At 64.9% G+C, this 16,022-nt stretch carries 18 protein-coding genes; all 18 read right to left on the reverse strand.

Annotated elements, in window-relative coordinates; all coding sequences use genetic code 11:
• A partial coding sequence (locus VK682_RS24425) for an N-acetylmuramoyl-L-alanine amidase (protein WP_324782716.1) occupies positions 1–700 on the reverse strand: 700 nt, incomplete at its 3' end.
• A gap of 65 nt (positions 701–765) precedes the next feature.
• Positions 766–999, reverse strand: coding sequence for a hypothetical protein (locus VK682_RS24430; RefSeq protein WP_324782717.1), 234 nt, complete (start codon positions 997–999; stop codon positions 766–768).
• A complete protein-coding gene (locus VK682_RS24435; protein WP_324782718.1) occupies positions 996–1,181 on the reverse strand; it encodes a hypothetical protein in 186 nt (61 codons plus the stop codon). The genes VK682_RS24430 and VK682_RS24435 overlap by 4 nt, the downstream gene beginning before the upstream one ends.
• A complete protein-coding gene (locus VK682_RS24440) occupies positions 1,178–4,357 on the reverse strand; it encodes an SGNH/GDSL hydrolase family protein (RefSeq protein ID WP_324782719.1) in 3,180 nt (1,059 codons plus the stop codon). Before VK682_RS24440 ends, VK682_RS24435 begins: the two co-directional genes overlap by 4 nt.
• Before the next feature lie 15 nt (positions 4,358–4,372).
• Positions 4,373–6,856 (reverse strand): phage tail protein, encoded by a 2,484-nt coding sequence (locus VK682_RS24445; protein WP_324782720.1) that lies wholly within the window; start codon positions 6,854–6,856, stop codon positions 4,373–4,375.
• Complete coding sequence (locus VK682_RS24450) at positions 6,856–7,248, reverse strand: DUF6950 family protein (RefSeq protein WP_324782721.1); 393 nt, start codon at positions 7,246–7,248, stop codon at positions 6,856–6,858. The genes VK682_RS24445 and VK682_RS24450 overlap by 1 nt, the downstream gene beginning before the upstream one ends.
• Positions 7,245–7,835, reverse strand: a complete 591-nt coding sequence (locus tag VK682_RS24455) for a hypothetical protein (RefSeq protein WP_324782722.1) — start codon at positions 7,833–7,835, stop codon at positions 7,245–7,247. Before VK682_RS24455 ends, VK682_RS24450 begins: the two co-directional genes overlap by 4 nt.
• Positions 7,826–8,593 carry a hypothetical protein gene (locus VK682_RS24460; protein ID WP_324782723.1) on the reverse strand — a complete coding sequence of 256 codons (768 nt, stop codon included), beginning with the start codon at positions 8,591–8,593 and terminating at the stop codon, positions 7,826–7,828. The genes VK682_RS24455 and VK682_RS24460 overlap by 10 nt, the downstream gene beginning before the upstream one ends.
• Entirely contained in the window at positions 8,590–10,899 is a 2,310-nt protein-coding gene (locus VK682_RS24465) for a phage tail tape measure protein (RefSeq protein ID WP_324782724.1), read from the reverse strand. The genes VK682_RS24460 and VK682_RS24465 overlap by 4 nt, the downstream gene beginning before the upstream one ends.
• Positions 10,900–11,180: 281 nt before the next feature.
• Positions 11,181–11,540, reverse strand: a complete 360-nt coding sequence (locus VK682_RS24470) for a hypothetical protein (RefSeq protein WP_324782725.1) — start codon at positions 11,538–11,540, stop codon at positions 11,181–11,183.
• A gap of 3 nt (positions 11,541–11,543) precedes the next feature.
• On the reverse strand, positions 11,544–12,032 hold the full coding sequence (locus VK682_RS24475) for a phage tail protein (protein WP_324782726.1): 489 nt from the start codon (positions 12,030–12,032) through the stop codon (positions 11,544–11,546).
• 1 nt (position 12,033) lies between these two features.
• Complete coding sequence (locus VK682_RS24480; RefSeq protein ID WP_324782727.1) at positions 12,034–12,420, reverse strand: DUF3168 domain-containing protein; 387 nt, start codon at positions 12,418–12,420, stop codon at positions 12,034–12,036.
• Between the two features lies 1 nt (position 12,421).
• On the reverse strand, positions 12,422–12,889 hold the full coding sequence (locus VK682_RS24485; protein ID WP_324782728.1) for an HK97-gp10 family putative phage morphogenesis protein: 468 nt from the start codon (positions 12,887–12,889) through the stop codon (positions 12,422–12,424).
• Positions 12,886–13,218, reverse strand: a complete 333-nt coding sequence (locus tag VK682_RS24490; RefSeq protein ID WP_324782729.1) for a phage head closure protein — start codon at positions 13,216–13,218, stop codon at positions 12,886–12,888. The genes VK682_RS24485 and VK682_RS24490 overlap by 4 nt, the downstream gene beginning before the upstream one ends.
• 1 nt (position 13,219) lies before the next feature.
• Positions 13,220–13,792, reverse strand: coding sequence for a hypothetical protein (locus VK682_RS24495; protein WP_324782730.1), 573 nt, complete (start codon positions 13,790–13,792; stop codon positions 13,220–13,222).
• Between the two features lie 12 nt (positions 13,793–13,804).
• Positions 13,805–14,167: a hypothetical protein gene (locus tag VK682_RS24500; protein ID WP_324782731.1), complete on the reverse strand. Its 363-nt coding sequence runs from the start codon at positions 14,165–14,167 to the stop codon at positions 13,805–13,807.
• Positions 14,164–14,619: a hypothetical protein gene (locus tag VK682_RS24505; protein WP_324782732.1), complete on the reverse strand. Its 456-nt coding sequence runs from the start codon at positions 14,617–14,619 to the stop codon at positions 14,164–14,166. Before VK682_RS24505 ends, VK682_RS24500 begins: the two co-directional genes overlap by 4 nt.
• Positions 14,620–14,684: 65 nt before the next feature.
• Positions 14,685–16,004, reverse strand: a complete 1,320-nt coding sequence (locus tag VK682_RS24510) for a phage major capsid protein (protein ID WP_324782733.1) — start codon at positions 16,002–16,004, stop codon at positions 14,685–14,687.
• Positions 16,005–16,022: the final 18 nt, after the last annotated feature.

Consider the following 16,022-nt stretch of genomic DNA (forward strand, 5'->3'; position numbering starts at 1 on the left):
TGCGGGCGCAGGCGCGGGCGATCACGCCGCGCATCGCAGACAGCGTGGCCTCGGTATAGAAATCCTCCGCCCGGCCCATGCGGGTGATGGTGCGGATCGGCACCATGGAATAGCCCAGCGATCCGGCATTGTGCCCGACCACATGCGCACCGATCTCGCCCCACGCCCGTCCCTCGATGGTCTCGCCATCCGGGAAGATCACGCCGTGATAGCCGATGTCGCGCCAGCCTTTCTCCAGATGCCAGCGCCGGATCTCTGCGAACATCTGAGCGTTGGTTTTGCCCTGCCACCAGCTGGTCGGCGTGGCCGTGGTGTGCAGCGCGAAGAGCCGCACCAGATACCCCGCCTTGCCCTGAAACAGCCGGTTGCCATGGCCGGGCCGCAGCGGCAGACTGGCGGGCTGTGTCGTGGCCTCGATGACGGCACCGGAGCGCGGCAGACCATCGGCGGCGATCAGCGCGCCAAGAGTTCGGTCCAGCTCCGGCGTCCAGACCCGGCTCAGCGGCCCTTCAGTCAGATAGCCCAGGTCGATCAGCGCCCGCCCGATCTGCAGCACCGGGTCACCCCAGCGCCCCTGGTGCGCTTCGTGCAGCGCCTCCAGACTGGCGTGCGTCTTCGGCCCCCACAACCCGTCAGCCGGTCCGTTCGCGAAGCCAAGCGCCGACGCAGCCGCCTGCAGCAGGCGGATTTCCTGTCTCATGGTGATCTCCAGATGTGAGAAGGCCCCGCGCGAGGCGGGGCCGATGGCCGGTCAGGTGGGCGGTGTCACTTCTGCGGGTCACCGCCGCCGCCGCCCGCCCCGGCGCGCAGCAGCGCCATGACGAAGCGGGACAGCGCGGGGGCCTCCACCCCCAGCGCCAGCAGGCCCAGCATGGGATAGACCCACTCGGGCACCTCCTTGGCGAGGATATCGAGGCCGATATCGGCCACGAACAGGGCGATGATGGCGATCAGGCTCAGCACCTGCGCCCAGCGGACGCGCTTTTCCGCCTTGCTCATCCGAGGCAGCACGCCTTGCGGATACCGCGCTGGATCATTCGCACGGCGGACCACACGGCGAGGAACTGGAGCCCGCCGCTGGCGGTGGTGAGGGCCGCCGGCGTAACAATCGCGAACGGCAGAAGCCCGGCATAGGCGTCGAGATAGTGCCGCGACATGGCGGTGAGGATGGCGGGGATCATGTCCATCCCTTCTCGTTGACTATCCGCGCAATTTCCGCTTGCCAGATGGGGCTGCCGACGCTGGATGACAGATGTCCGTCAGTCGCAGAATTCCGAAGGGATCGCGGCACATACCCACTCGCAATATCTGCGTTGTCATCCGTCCCGCCGTCGCCCTGCGTGAGCAGGTATGAATAGATGTCGAGTGAGTTATCAGGGTATACGCTCGAAATCATATCCCACAACTCCAACATCCTGACGTATTTGGAACCGCCGATTCCCCAGCTGCCATCGGCAGAATAGAACCCCGGAATGCCCGAAATGATGAACCGGCCATTGGCGGATTTGATCTGCCGGACCATCAACCGGATGTTCTCGAAAACCTCCGCCGCCGTGGTAGCGTCGCTGAAATCGTTGGTGCCCACGCAGATGTGGTGCACGTAGTCATCGGTCGGGCAATGCGTGATCAGCGAAATCGTGCTGTCCTGACCAGCCACATAGGGCCAGTCGAAATACCAGTCACCCAGCAGCGTGAGAGACCCGCCGAAAGTGTCGAACGTGATCGCCGCGCCCCCAGAGAATTCGGCCAGTTTGAAGGTGTCACCAGACACATCGCGGACATAGTAAACCTTGTAGCGGTAGGCGTTAGCCGGATAGCTGGCGTCGATGAAATACACCTCATCTCCATTTTGGAACGGGTGCCCTGCCGATGTGAGCGTGTCACCGGAGACCGTCGCGGTGGCCTTGTAGCGTTGGAAGGAAACGCCAATCAGGCCGGTCTTGGAGTGGAACTCGACCGCGTAGGGCTCGGCGATGCGCGCGCCAAAACTCTCCCACGATGAACGATAGGCCTCGCTGATCGTGCGGGGCGGCACCGTCTTGCGGGCGCGTAGCCGCTTTGTGCCGGTGGTCGCAAAGCCGAGGCCAGCGGTGTTCGGCGCGAAGCCGATGACGCGGGCGAGGATTTGTGTGCTCGTTTCGGACCCAATACCCCAGTTCAGGAAATCGTAATCCGGAATCTCTTCGGGGAACACGGTGGAACCAGACCCCATGCCCGCCGTCTGACTGTCCCCCGGCGCCAGAAGCTTTTTCAGAGGGAGGACAAGATGCGCGATCCCGGTCGAGGTGATGACGCGATCATTCGCATTGACCGCCGTCTGAACCCCGACCGCTATTGTAGCAATCCGGGTCACATCGTCCTCGAAGTTCCTCTGAAACTCGGCGATCTGTTCGCCGCGCGTGTAGACCGCAAACAGCCCCTGATAGGTCGTGATGTCAGAAACGACGCCACTGTCGCTGGCAACCTGCGTCCGGAACGTGAACTCCAGTGATGCTGCCGTTGGCTCATCGAACTCGCCCTCGAACACCAGCATGGTCCATTCGTCGACAGCGGGCTGATCGGTGTTGATCCGCGTGAGCAGGAAATCCCCAAGTGACGTTGCCTCATCGTCCCGGAATCGGCACAGCACCGTGAAATCAACATGGACGCTCGATCGACGCGCGAGAAACACAACCCGAAATTTGCCGGTCATGTCATCGGCGACCGGAATGCTGGTGATGAACTGCTGATCGGTCCGCACCGTGCCGTTGTTGAAGTGCGTGGTCTCGAAGAACTTTGCAGTCATGTTCTCCGGCACGGTGCGGGGCAGGTCTGTCGGGGTATCCACAATCTGCCATGTGGCCGGGGTCGTGCCACCACCACCCGAAGCCGCCGACCATCCAGCGGGCGCGATTGAGGAACCAACCTCCGCGTCGATCAGGCGGGCGTTCGTGATGGGGTTGGCCATTTGCAGGCCCGGATTGCGCAGCACGTCGCCGTAACGGTGCGCAAGGTCCGCCGCCGCGACTTCGGCGCGGGCCTCGATCCCCGGTTCCCACGTCGCAAGTTCAGGACGCTCGAAGTGGACGCCGATACCGCCAAGGTGGGCAGTCCCTGAAAAGTCCACAGTCGCAGTCGTCGTCTGGAAACGCGGGCCAATCAAGATGTGCGTCACGGTGGGGTCCGCGATGTTTGCCCGCAGCACCCTCTTGGTGTATTCGCCCACCACCTCGTCGGAATAGAGATTCGTCAGGCCGATCTGGCCGACATAGGTTTCACCGCCGTCCGTGTAGCCGAGAGCAACGCCGATCGCCGTGATGTTGGTGGTATCCCGCTTGTAGTAAAACACCAGATAGACGGACAAAGCCGCGCGCCCGAGATATTTTTCCGGGATTGCGATCATCTGCCGCAGCTGGAAATCCGTGTTAACAGCGCCATCGCCCGAGCGGACCATCGTCATTTCGACGGCACGATTTGACCCCCAGATATCGTTCGCCTGATCATCGACAAGCTCCAGCGTGGACGGGTAGACCGCGCCCACGCCTGCTCGCGTCACCGTAAACGACGGCAATTGGACCAAAGGGTCGTTTGGGTCGATGGTGCCCAGCAGGCCTTCTGTGAAGGCAGAGTTGCGCAGTTCGTTGCGCGCCAGTTGGGGGTTGTCGTTCTTTAGCGCCTCCACGTCGGCGCCATCAGCCTTGCTGTCGACAACTTCCGTCAGCTCGTCGAGGTCCGACTGATCCGCCTTGTCCGCAATCGCCACCTCTGCCGCGTCCATAGCTGCCTGCGATGCAGCGCCCAGATTGGCCAGCGCCTCATTGGCATCCTCCAGATCACCCAGATTTTCGCTGCGGCTGAGCTTGCCTGCAATAGTGGTAGGCTGCAGCCACGTCCATTCACCAACCGCCGTTCCAAAGGCGGTGTAGAGGCCAGCGTTCTGGACGGTAGCACCACTGTCCGGATCAGTATGCGCCCCGATGTCACCGTCGAGCACCTCCGCGCGCTGGCCAATCCCGGCAGGTGTCAGCAGGGCCAGCTCCGCCCACAGAGACCGGACAATACTGGCGTATTCGGTCCCCGCCTCCACCAGCTCCAGCCGCGCCGTCAGCCCATCGGTGACCGAGGCCAGCGGCACGCGGCCCTGCAAATCAGATGCCCCATCAGCATTGAGGTAGAGTGACAGCGCGGACGCATCAAACACCGCAAATCCCGCGCCGGCATCGGTGGCGGCAAGCCCCGCCGCGACCGACCCATACAGCGGAAATCCCATGGCTGCGGCACCCGCGACAGCCTCGATGGCAGCGGTGACTGCCCTTTCGAGATCGGCCACAGTCGTGGTTTTAGGATCGGTCCCTTGGACCGGCAGGGTAAAGGTCATGACGCCTCTCAGGGATCAGGGAATGGTGAGGGGGATGGGGTCGGAAGGGGCGCCCAAGGCCCCACTTTCCAGAACCGGCACCACGAAGTAGTCGCCCGCGCCCTGCGGCAGGGTGCTGAGCGTCTGGACAAACAGCGTCACGCTATCGAGCGATCCGTCGAAATCAGACGATGCGGTAAAGGTCAGCGCATCATTTCCAGAGACTGCGGTGATGGCGTCCAACACGGAGCCATCGGCAGAGATGCTATCACCATCCTGTGCAGTGCCGCCGGTAAGCTGCGGCGTGACGGTGCCAGCGCTTCGGTCCAAGACGGTGACCGACAGCCGGTAGGTGCTGCCAGCGGTCAGGGCAAGCGACTGGCTCAGGTCACTCGCCGCGCCGGGCGTATGGCTGGCGCGATCCAGATCATGATCCCAGCCTCCACCGAACAACCATCCACCCGACCCGACAAAGGCACCGTTATCGATCAGATCGACAGCGCCATAAGACCCAGCGACGATCTCGAAGGTGCTGCCCGGGGTAACGGCGATCAGATCGGACACCGGCACAGCAGCACCGAAGCCTGCGCCCGTGGCGGCCCGATACACGCGCAGGCCCGCCAGTGACGACAGCCCCGGCGCCGTGCCGGTGAAGGTGGCCGAGCCGAGGCCCGCAGAGCCGGTCACGCCGGGCAGGCCAGCGCCGATGGTGACCCCCGTCAGCACCAGCGGTTCGGACTCGCCGTTCTGGTAGCGGGCCACCAGCCGCACGGTGTAGACGGCAAGAGGATCGGCAAGGGAGATGAAGGCATAGGCCCTGCCCGCATCGTCCCGCATTTCATCCGTAATGATCGGTGCGGCGACCCATGGGCCATCCGGCTCCACCCGATACTGGAGCAAGTGATCGGTGGCATCGGCTGGCTCGAAGCTGAGATAGATGCGCTCTGTTCGGCTCCATCCGGTCACCAGATCGTATTCCGGGCCGGTGGCATAGGTCAGATCGGTAGGGGCGGGAAAGGAGGGCGTGGGATCGTCATATTCGGGGTCATCCAGCACCTCCTCTTCGGTCGCGGCATCCCACGCATAGATGCCTGCATAATGCTCGCGCAGGGTGATCGGGCAGCGCAGCGCGAGGCCGCTCTGCCCCACCATGTCAAATGCCGGGTGGATCGATTCCACCTTGTATGTGCCGTTGCGCCCCGCAAGCGGCGCCGGGAACCCCACCGTGGCGTTGGCCCCAGCCATCAGGTCCATGGCGTTAGGGGGTGCTGTGCCCGAGATCACCTTCTGACAGCGCGCCCGCAGCCCCATGATCTTGCGCACCCGCATGGCCTGCTGCGGCGAGGCCGCCCAGTCCAGTTCCAGCTTCAGCAACTTGCGCTCGCCGCCATCGGCAGCCTGCGCGCCCGGGATATCCCACGGCGCAAGCTGCGCCTGCTGATACTCGCGCGCCGCGCTGGTATAGCTGACCTCCACCCGCGTCGGCAGGTCATCCCCCGGGGTCAGGGTCTGACAGCTCAAGTCCCCCAGCATGTCGGTGATCTCATAATCCGGCGCCTGCCAGACGGCAGGCACCAGCCCGAGCCTGCCGCCGATCTGGCACCATTCGGCAGCAGCGGCTAGAAGCATAGGGTCGAGCAGATCCAGCACTTCGCGCCCGGCAAAAGCAAGTGTGCCCGCCAGCCGGTAGCGCGGCTCTGTCCCACCCCCGGCCAGAGCCACCGCCTGATCGGATGCGTCGGCGGCTGCAATCCAGAGATCGATGTCGAGGTTGCGCAGCCGGTAAGGCCGCACCGGATTCTGCCGCAGCGCGTCGAGCACGCAAAGCGCGTGATTGTCGGAATAGGTCCATGTCTCCGGATCATCTGGATCCTGCGCCGGGTCGCGAGGATCCCAGACTCGGGACCACGGCCCCCAGAGATCATAGTGCGGCGGGGTGTTGGGCCAGTTCTCCTGAAAGTTCTTCACCTTGCCGGAGTAGCAGGAGGTCCAGACCACGGTGCAGCCCCGAAAGCCATCGCTGGCGGCCAGCTCCGGCACCGCCGCAAGGAAGTCATCGGGCGGGGCAGTCTGATCTCCAAGACCGATATAGAATTTCTGCCCGGCGCTGTTCTCCTCCCAGATCGCCCCGGGCCCGGAAAAGTCATAGGGATCGCCGCTGAAGGTCCGGTGCCGCCCGTCCGTCACCAGCTCGAACGGCCCTTCCGAGGGGCGGCTGGAGAACAGGTAACAGACGTAAAGGTTTTTGCCTGCGGTGTGCCAGAACACCGGCGTGCCTGCCGCCGAGGTGTTGCCATAGACAAAGCGCTTTACCGGGGCGGAATCGGGCAGGCGCAGTTCGCGGCGCAGCTGCGGCGCCTTGGGGGCGGCGGGCTGGCTAAGCTTCGCCACAGCGGAAGTGATCAGCACCGAGGCGGCAAGCCGGATGGCCAGCGCCCCCGCCACGCCATAGACGGCGGTCAGCGCCGCCCCCAGCGTGGCGCCACTCTGCAGCAGCGCCCAGACAACGGTGAAGCCCATTATTCGATCCTCCAGCAGCTATCCATCGACGCGCGCACCGCAAAGCCGCGATGCACCGGCACCAGCCACAGACCCGGCCCGGCGCAAATCGCCACGGCAAACCCCCAGCGCCCGGCAGCAGAGAACCCGACCGCCCCCGGCACATCCCCACAAGGCACCATCCCCGCCCGGATCACCCCGGCCCGGAACAGCGCCGCCGCACCCCCACCGCGCCGGATCAGCCGCCGCGCCTGCCCGGGCGTGGCATAGGCGCCTGCCAGATCGCCCAGCCCCGACCGGCCCGTCAGCGCGCGCAGCACCAGATCGACCGCAAGCGCGCAATCGAGCCAGCCGCGCGGCGGCGGCGCGCTGAGGATCGGATCAGCCACGCGCATCACCTCTGCCGGGGTCATGTGGTCCAGACCGGCGGACGGCTCAACGCCATCTCAATCAGCTTGGTGTGGCGGAAGCCGGTATCATCCGGGAATCGCTGCTGCTGGTCTTCGTCTGAATGCTGCGCGGACAGCACGGTGCGCACGCCCGGCCCGGTCTTGACGGCCAGAGTAAAGACCGGCTGCACACCGACATCGATGGGGCGCAGGCCCAGATCATTGCCGTCGCAATAGCCGGTCATCACCGGGAACGGCTCCCCCACCAGCACCCCGCCCTGCGGCGTGGTGACCAGCGCCAGATACACATCAATGTCGATATTGCGGGCATCCGCCCGATCCAACAGCCCCGCCAGCAGCTCCAGCGTGCCGACGATACCCACCGAGGCCTCCGCCGGAACCGCCGCTCCCAGCCCTTCGTTGGCGATCTCCAGCAGGCCAAATTCTCCGGCGGGCGCCCATGTCTGCCCGCCCCAGCTGATCGGCTCCAGCGCGGAGCTGGCAAAGACCGGATCATCGGGCCAGTCGACATGCACCAGCAGCACCGGGTGAAAACCATCCGTCTGAAGCGCCGCCAGCGTGTCAGGATGCAGACCGCGTGTCAGGCCCATGGGTTCACCTCCACGAAGCCGCCGACCTCTTCCGGAAAAACCTCGCGGAAAGACCAGCTATAAGACCAGTCGCCCGACAGGCTCTGCACCGCGCGCGGATATTCGCCCACCGGAAGGAAGGCACCGGTGTCCGCGACACCGATATTGACCCGGGCATCGGTCAGTTCGGGCAGCGCCTCGAAGAGCCTTATCACCGCCACGCCGTCGCTGTTGCTGCGCGCGGGCGCTGTGATCTGGACGGTATGGCCGACCGTGTCATCATGATCTGCAAAGGCGGTCAGGAACTCGCCGGGGCGGGCCACGAGCCGCGAAGGCAGAAGACCCGACACAGTGATGACCGGCCATCCCCCGTCATCGGTGCCGGTGCTGCCGGTTAGCAGACGCCCATCATACCAGAGCAGCGGCGCCGCGCCCGCGCTCCAGTCCAGCCCCGAGGCATCAGCCGTCCAGAACAGGCGGGTGCTCTGACGATCAGGCGCGTCCCGCTTAGCGTCCAGAAACCAGTTGATCGGGTAGCTGTAGAGCCGCACCGCATCCACGCCGCCCAGATGCCGCTTCAGCATCTCCATATAGCCCGCGCCCATGCCGTCCACACCCAGCCCGCGCGCGGTGATCGAGGCGAGCCGCCGCTCGCGCCAGACCCGCGTGCCGCGATCCGCTCCAGTGAAGATCGAACGGCTGTCCGACCGGGGAGTTTCCCAGGACCATTCCGATCCGATGGCGCAGACCGGCGGCCATGAAATGACACGGCGGCTCATCGGATCGGGAACTTCTTGGCGGATTCGCGGGTGGCCTTTACCGACTGCCGAACAATCTCCGGCACCGCTTGCTGTTGCTCCAACCGCACCCGCGTCATGACCTCCCCCTTATCCGTCAGAATAAGGTCGTCATGGGCCAGACGAACTACTACCTCAGCAGGCTGGCCCCTCAGACCGCCAAGCTGATGGTTCGGGATCACCTGAGATCCACGCGGCAGGTTGACGAGCTCCGGCCCGCGTTCCCCCACCCACGCCAGACCGCCCGGGGCACTGTCGGTGCCGTTCGCAAATCCGGGGATGGAGCCCGCGAACAATCCGCCGAGCGATTTTGAAATCCCCCCGAACAGCCAAGACCCGAGGCTGTCCAGCGCCATGTCGCCCAGCTTCTGCAGGATCGACCCCAGCGCTTGACCAAGCGTCTGCCCTTCTTTGACGATGCCCTTGAAAGCATCCGTAAAAGTGCCTTGGATCGTCTGAGCGGCGGAGCTGGCTTCGGTGGCGATCTCCTTGACCTTGTCCTTAACCGAATCCAGCTTGCTCTTTGCACCTTTACTGCCGCCACCTCCGCCTCCACCTCCGGCGCCATCCAGAGCATCGATCTCTTGACCGAGCGCTGCCGCTGCAGCGGCAGCATCGTCCGTTGCCGTTGCCGTTTCGCCCATCACCTCGCGCAGCGCGCCCCAGCTTTTCAGCGGGTCCGTCGCCAGCGTGCCGAGCGTCCGCGCAGCAAGACGTGCCGTCTCCGCCGAGTCCCGTGCCGCATCCGCCATGCCGGTGATCGCGGATGTATCGGGCGCCGTGAACGTGTCCTGATTAAAGCCCTGCATGAAGGCTTCCTTCGCGGCGGCGCCCGCGTCCCGGGCGGCCCCGGCAAAGGGGTTTTCAATCCCGCCCAGATCAATGCGCCCGACCGCGCCAATGGCAATCGGCTCCCCACCGTTGGCCCAATCCGGCAGCAGCGCAAGGGCGTCATTCACCATGCCGATGAACTTATTGATCCGCTCCGACACCGCATTTAGCATCGACTCCACGCCGCCGATCAGAGCATTTGCCGCCCCGATTGCCATATCGCCAATCGCGGCAGGCAATGCGCTCCAGATCGCTTTGACCGCCTCGAATGCGCCGCGATAGATGCCGATATAGCGGTTCCCGAATTCAACACCACCCGTGAGAATACCGGCAAAAACCTCGAGCCCTATGGCCTTGATCTCCTGCCACACGCCGTTGATGGTCGAGCCTGCGGCCTGCAGACCAATGCCGATCCGGCTCCAGACTTCGGATGCCACGTCCCGCAGCAGCGCCAATGCCTCACCGAAACCACCAGCGCTGGTCACCAGCCGGGTGAACCATGTGACCAGCACCCCGGCGCCGATGATCAGAGCCGGGATCCCGAGGCTCATCAGTGCCACGCGCAAGCCCTTAAGCGCCCCCGTCAGCGTGAAGGTGGCGAGCCGCGCTGAAATCACCGCCCCCACGTAGCGGGCGCCAAGGGCGGCAACCGCGACGCCCGCCGTGTTCACCAGAAGGTCGAGGTTTCCGACCAGAGCATCGATCACGATGCGTAGCGCACCGCCTTCGCGCAGGCTGTTGGTCATCGCCAGCGCCATCTGGCCAAGAGCGGGCACAATAGTAACCGCGAGCTGCTGACCGACATATTGCGAGATCAGGCCCAGACGCGCGAGCCGGTCATTGGCAGTCTCGATTTTTCCGGCCTCCACTGCATCCAGCGCCAGCCCGTAATCCTCCACATCCGTCCGCGCCTGCCGCAGGCCATCGCCACCGGCCTGCAGCAGCAACACAAGATCGCGCTGACGGATGCCCAGACCCTGCAAGAGCGCCGTGGTCTCACCGCTCGAAAGACCGAGAGCCTTGATGCGGTCGCCGACAAGTGCCAGCTTCTGGTCAGCCTCGAGCCCGGCGAGATCGCCCGCCGCCAGCCCAAGACGATCAAGCGCCGCCGTCGCACCTTTCGAGCCCTTGGCGATCTCGCGATCCATCGTCTGCACCGAATCCGCCAGCGCGCTGACGCTCACCCCCGACTCACTTGCCGCGAGCTCCAGCGCGCGGAAGCCGCCGACGCCGGTTTCGACCCGGCGCCCCGCTTTGGCCAGCCGGTCGATCTCCCCCGCGCTTTTAAGCGCCGCTGCGACAAGCGCAGTTCCCGCCGCAGCCGCAGCACCGGCCACCCCAAGAAACTGCTTCCGCATCGTCGAAAGCGAACTCTTTGCTTTATCGGCGCCTTTTTCGAACTGCGCGGCATCCAGACCAAGAACAACCCGCAATGCGCCGATGACAGAACTTGCCATTCATCGCCTTCCTTTTTTCAGAGCTTTATCGACGCGATCCCACGCCTTGACCCAATCGGCCAATGACTGGACTTGCGGCTTTCCGCCCCCGACGAATTCGTCGTGCTGCAGCGTCTTTTTGAGATGGGGCAACATCGCGGAATACCAGATATGCGACCGTTCCAGCTTAAGCCGTTCGGCAGCACCCTGCATTTCCAGATCAAAGAGCCGAGGCGTCAGGCCCCAGAAGCGCGCCGGGTCAAAACCCGACGCGATGTAGCGTTTCAGCAGGTCGCCAAGGTTCAGGCCGCCCGCCCCGGCCTCTTTGCGTTTCCCGAAGCTTTCCCGCCCTTGTCCACGCTCTGCTCGGGGAAGGCTGCCGCCAGCATGCTCTGGAGCGCACCGACGTTTTCCGCCAGAATTTCATCCACCACATACCGGTCTGCGTCAGCGTGGTAGCGCTGGAGGGCCAGCTGAAACAGGTCCACGACGATGTTCAGGTCCGGCATCCATGCGTCCGACGCTCCGGCGGGCGGTTCAAGACGCTGCAGCACGTCTTGGCCATGTTTGCCCTGCAGACCGGCAATGACCGACATGCCCAGCCACAGGGTGTAGGATTTACCGCCCGCTTGGACGGTAAGGGCACCACGAGGATCAGTCATTCATCAGCTCCCGGAAATGACGCGGGCGTTGGACGCTTGCCGCTCAAAGATGGCGATGCTCAGCGCCGCCATGGCAACGCCGCCCACCTCGCCGGTCGGATTGTAGCTGCGGACCTGACCGCGATAGGTCCGCCGCAGCCCGGCGCCGGAGGGGTCCACGTTGAACTCCACCAGCACATCCTCTTTGGTCCCGAGCTCCGCCAGATCGTGCAAGGTGTTCAGAAGCGTGTCGCCGTCGCTTTCCGGCCAGAGCTGCTTTTCCTGCGAATAGATCAGTGCAGAGGCGAGGCCGGGCGTGCTCTCGCGCGAGAAGCCGGGCGAATTCATGTGCGTGGTATCGACGTCCTCCGGCGTCTTGTCCGGGAACGGCAGACTGGTGAAGCCGAAGATCTGAGTCCATGTGGTGACCGGCTCCTCTGCCACGATGGCGGTGCGGCCAATCCACATTTCCCAGTCATAGGCAATATCACCGGCAAATTCGGTCTGAGGCATCTCATGCCCTCCAGTTGATGATGAAGTCTTGGCTGGAGCGGAACAGCCGCTCTGCCTCATTGCTGCCGCCTTCGCGGCTGTCGCGGCTGCCCGCGTGTTCAATCAGGCGAAACCCGCCGGACCGATATCCGTGCAAGGCCGATTTGACCGCGCGCGCTGCGGCCTTTGTCCCGGAATAGCTGGGGCCACAGCAATCGATCTGGACCCGGAATTCTTCCATGCCGGTCGCGCCCTGCATGGTCAGGCCTTCTATCCCGCTGACGGTCAGCAGTGCGATGTAAGGACCGACAGGGCCCTGCGGGTGCGCGCCCCAGTTGATCAGATCAGCAGACACAAGAGCGGTGACGGCTGAACTGCCCTGCAGCAGCGCACGCAATGCCTCTTCCATGTCAGCCCTGCCCCGCTTGGCGCGCAGCCTTGCGCGCAGCGCGCGCGAGGGTCTTCTGGATATCGGCCCATATCTCAGCCTTGAGCCGGTCCAGCAGCGCCTTCTTGTCTTCATCCCATGCCGGGCGCAGGAACGGCTGCGCGGGATGATGGATCGTGCCAAATTCTTGGGTGTGAGCCGACGACAGAGGCCCGGCCCCCACGAACATCTCAACCGCAGCGCGATCATCCTTGAACATGCGCCGGTGCTTGGATGCTTGCCGCTTGCTCAACTTGGTGCTGACCGAGATGGATGGCGCCAAGGTTTCGGTATCGCCGCGCGGCGCCTTTTGCTGAGCAAGGTCAGCCAGCGGCTGCGCCGACTTTCGCAGCGCACGCCGCAGACTGGCCTTCTGAGCTGTCACCTTGCCGATGCGGTCCAGTTCACGCTCGATCTCTGCAAAACCTTCCAGCTTCATGGTTACGCTCATTGATCGGCCCTCGCTGCTGCGGTGATCTCGAGCAACCGAATGCGCAGGATCACTTCCCTGATGGCGGAGATGTCATACTCGCGACCATCGCAGCTCAGCCGGTCCCCCGGCGTGATGTCGCGGGTGAAGGGCGCGAACTGAACCCGGAAAACGGTGGTAACACTTGCCGCCACTTGCGCCGCTGCCCAGACTTCCTGACCTGAAACGTCTTCCTTGTCGGCCCAGATCGGCGGGCCGTGGTCTTCAAAGACCTCCCTCTTGGTCAGCCCGTCATCGACCAGCGTCGCGCGGCGGAATTGCACCAGATCATCAAGACGTCCGCCCGCCATGTCAGCACCCCGCCGTGATCTGTGGGCGCAGGTATCGCGCCTGCCGCATCAGCCGCAGCGTTCCAAACGAGGCCCGAGGCGCCGCCTCCCCGGAGGTGACGGTGATGTCAGACAGCCGCCATTCCTGCGCCATCATGATGATGGCCCGGGGGATCGCTGGAGAAGCCGCGGCCCCGGCCTCCACCTGCACCCGCAGGACGCGCCCCGCGTCATCGCTGGCCAGCCAGCCATCCGGCAGCAGGAGCTGCGGTTCGTCGTGGCCCTGCAGCAGCATGACGCCGGTGGCGTCCCTGTCGACAAATTCCCCGCTGTCATCGGTGACCGCAAGCCCGGTGATCGCAGTGACGGGTCGGCAGGGAATCCACCAGCGCCGCCAGCCGCCCAGAGGATAGGTGAATTCGTAAAGACCGGGCGCGAGCGGCGTATTAGTGGCAGTCGCGACCACGTCCTGTGCGGCGGCCAGCAAGGCAGTCAGCGCGAGCTCTTCTGCCTCTGTGACGATGCCATGCACGGCAGCAGCGAAGTCAGCCACGCTGACCACCAGCGGCAGCGGATCGGTTCCAATATACCGCATGCGCCCGGCCCCTTAACGCCGCTTGCCCTGCGCGGGCGGCGCACCGGGTTCGTCGGCCTTGGCGGCTGCAGGCTTGGCGCCCGCCTCCGGAGCAGATGCGGTGTCTTCCACGCCTTCGGCCTTACCGCCACCACCCGCCGGATCGTCGTCCTGACCGCCAGCGGCCTTCGGATCGGCACCCGCCTCAGACGCCTGCGGACCGGGGCCGGACAGGCTCACAAGCTCCGGCCCGAGTTCCCCCACCAGCGGCAGCGATGCCTCCGGATCTCGGGCGATTCCGGCGGCGATCAGCTTCTGCGCGTGATCGTCCGGAAAACCTGCGGTCTCGCCCCTCTGATACATGAGATGCGCGCGGTTGAAGATTACCGCCTTCATTGCGGCAGGCGGTCCATGCCGCCGCAGATCAGCAGCGCGGACAGCGCTGCGGTGTCGGTATTCGCCGCCGACAGATTGGGGGTGTAGTTGCAGCGGACATAGCGCCCGCCCGCGCGCAGCTTCACGTCGAGCGCGAGACAGCCGGTCACGGTGCCGCCGCCGGTCGGGCCGGTCGCGGCCACCACCGTATCGGTGATCAGCGTGGCAGCATCGGAGAGATCGTCGGTCTCACCCTCCTGCACAGTGTAGGTGACCGACAGCGTGGCCCCCGCCGCCAGCGTGGCGGTGAAGGGAATGGCGAGCACGCCGGACTGCGGCATGCCCACCGCAGCGCGGTCAATGATGGCGCCGGTGACGGCGGTGTTGTCGCCCGTGCCACCGGCGGTTGCGGCAGCATTGGCGGCGGCGCGCAGCGGCAGGATCAGCGCGCCAATGTCTTTCATCTGGATCATGGAACTTGTCCTCTGGATTAACGGGTGGTGAAGGGGGCGCTATCCGCCCCCATCATGGGGCGGGATCAGCCTTCCCAGGTGACGCCGGTCAGCACGGCCACGGCGGGAAGATGGCGCAAGCCGATGTCATGCTGCATGATCATGCGCATCAGCGTCTCATCGCGGGTGAACGCGGACTGCATCACGCCGTTGCTGTCGCGATAGGGCGCCTGATCGGACATGGCGATGGTGATGCCCATATGCTCGCCCACCACAACGTGCATGGGGTGCACCAGCATAAGCTCCGATTCATCGCCGCCGCTGCCGAGGTTGGACGGGATTTCGGTGGTGACATGCACCGGCTTGCGGCGCAGCTGACCGTTCTGCATCTCGGGGAAGGCCAGATTGCCGTTGCCGTCGCGCAGGTTGGTCAGGAACATGGCGATGCGCGGCGACATGATCCAGTGCGCGCCCGCATACGGGACATTGGCATTGGCCAGCGCCAGTTCCATCCGGCCCAGATCGGAGGTGACCTTCTGCAGGTCGGGGGATGCCGTCATGGCCATGATGTTGGTGCCTGCGGCGGGCGTGCCCACCAGCTGATAGCGCAGGCCCTTGGGGGCAAATTCCGTGCCCGCCCCGCGCAGGAAGTAGCGGTCCTGAATCTGCGCGGCATCGGCAATGGCATCATCGCGCACCATGCGGTCAACGGCGGTCGAGGCGGAGCGCATCAGATCATTGGAGATCGGGACGATGCCGCTCATCTTCTTGGCCGAGAGCTTCATCTGGCCATAGCTGTAGCCGGTCACCGGCGCGTCTGCGCCTTCGTCGCCATAGCCAAAGCTCGCGCCCGACGCGCGGCGGTTCTGGGTCATGTTGCCGTTCGGCATGGGCACAATGCGCGGGGCCATGGCGGTGACGACGCTGGCGGGGCGCAGCAGTTCGATCACCTCGGTGCTGACATCCTCGGGCACCAGAAAGCCGCCCGCCGCGCCAGAGGACAGGTTCTGCGCGGCAAAGAGGCCGCTCTGCCCGTTCTCTGCCGCAATCGCCCGGGCGGTATGCACATTGCCCCCTGCGGCGGCCAGCGTGCGCAGCATGGCACCAAATTTCAGGCCCTTCTCCTTGACCTGCGCCGGGGCGGCGCCCTGCTGGCCTTCGTCACCCGCGCCGGGTTCGGGCTGTGCTGCGGCGGCGCGCGAGGCCTCCACCTCTTCGGCGCGCTTCACCTGCCGGTCGGCCTTGTCGAACGCCGCCTTGGCAGCGTCAAACGCCGCCTGCGCCGTGGCGAGCGCCGTCGCTTCGGTGCCGTCCTGATCCTCGAGGGCGGTGAGCGCGTCAGCGCTGGCCTGCATATCATCCGCTGCGGCCTTCCGGGCGCGGCGCAGATCGTTGATGTCACCCATGTGGATACTCCTTTTGAT

Origin of the sequence: Salipiger marinus, from assembly GCF_035481585.1 — a bacterium.
Lineage (GTDB): Bacteria > Pseudomonadota > Alphaproteobacteria > Rhodobacterales > Rhodobacteraceae > Salipiger > Salipiger marinus.

Bases quoted from the DNA above. Each gene is read 5' to 3' on its own strand.
- VK682_RS24430 (WP_324782717.1), bottom strand. From the start codon at position 999: ATGAGCAAGGCGGAAAAGCGCGTCCGCTGGGCGCAGGTGCTGAGCCTG.
- VK682_RS24435 (WP_324782718.1), bottom strand. From the start codon at position 1,181: ATGATCCCCGCCATCCTCACCGCCATGTCGCGGCACTATCTCGACGCC.
- VK682_RS24440 (WP_324782719.1), bottom strand. From the start codon at position 4,357: ATGACCTTTACCCTGCCGGTCCAAGGGACCGATCCTAAAACCACGACT.
- VK682_RS24445 (WP_324782720.1), bottom strand. From the start codon at position 6,856: ATGGGCTTCACCGTTGTCTGGGCGCTGCTGCAGAGTGGCGCCACGCTG.
- VK682_RS24450 (WP_324782721.1), bottom strand. From the start codon at position 7,248: ATGACCCCGGCAGAGGTGATGCGCGTGGCTGATCCGATCCTCAGCGCG.
- VK682_RS24455 (WP_324782722.1), bottom strand. From the start codon at position 7,835: ATGGGCCTGACACGCGGTCTGCATCCTGACACGCTGGCGGCGCTTCAG.
- VK682_RS24460 (WP_324782723.1), bottom strand. From the start codon at position 8,593: ATGAGCCGCCGTGTCATTTCATGGCCGCCGGTCTGCGCCATCGGATCG.
- VK682_RS24465 (WP_324782724.1), bottom strand. From the start codon at position 10,899: ATGGCAAGTTCTGTCATCGGCGCATTGCGGGTTGTTCTTGGTCTGGAT.
- VK682_RS24470 (WP_324782725.1), bottom strand. From the start codon at position 11,540: ATGACTGATCCTCGTGGTGCCCTTACCGTCCAAGCGGGCGGTAAATCC.
- VK682_RS24475 (WP_324782726.1), bottom strand. From the start codon at position 12,032: ATGCCTCAGACCGAATTTGCCGGTGATATTGCCTATGACTGGGAAATG.
- VK682_RS24480 (WP_324782727.1), bottom strand. From the start codon at position 12,420: ATGGAAGAGGCATTGCGTGCGCTGCTGCAGGGCAGTTCAGCCGTCACC.
- VK682_RS24485 (WP_324782728.1), bottom strand. From the start codon at position 12,889: ATGAGCGTAACCATGAAGCTGGAAGGTTTTGCAGAGATCGAGCGTGAA.
- VK682_RS24490 (WP_324782729.1), bottom strand. From the start codon at position 13,218: ATGGCGGGCGGACGTCTTGATGATCTGGTGCAATTCCGCCGCGCGACG.
- VK682_RS24495 (WP_324782730.1), bottom strand. From the start codon at position 13,792: ATGCGGTATATTGGAACCGATCCGCTGCCGCTGGTGGTCAGCGTGGCT.
- VK682_RS24500 (WP_324782731.1), bottom strand. From the start codon at position 14,167: ATGAAGGCGGTAATCTTCAACCGCGCGCATCTCATGTATCAGAGGGGC.
- VK682_RS24505 (WP_324782732.1), bottom strand. From the start codon at position 14,619: ATGATCCAGATGAAAGACATTGGCGCGCTGATCCTGCCGCTGCGCGCC.
- VK682_RS24510 (WP_324782733.1), bottom strand. From the start codon at position 16,004: ATGGGTGACATCAACGATCTGCGCCGCGCCCGGAAGGCCGCAGCGGAT.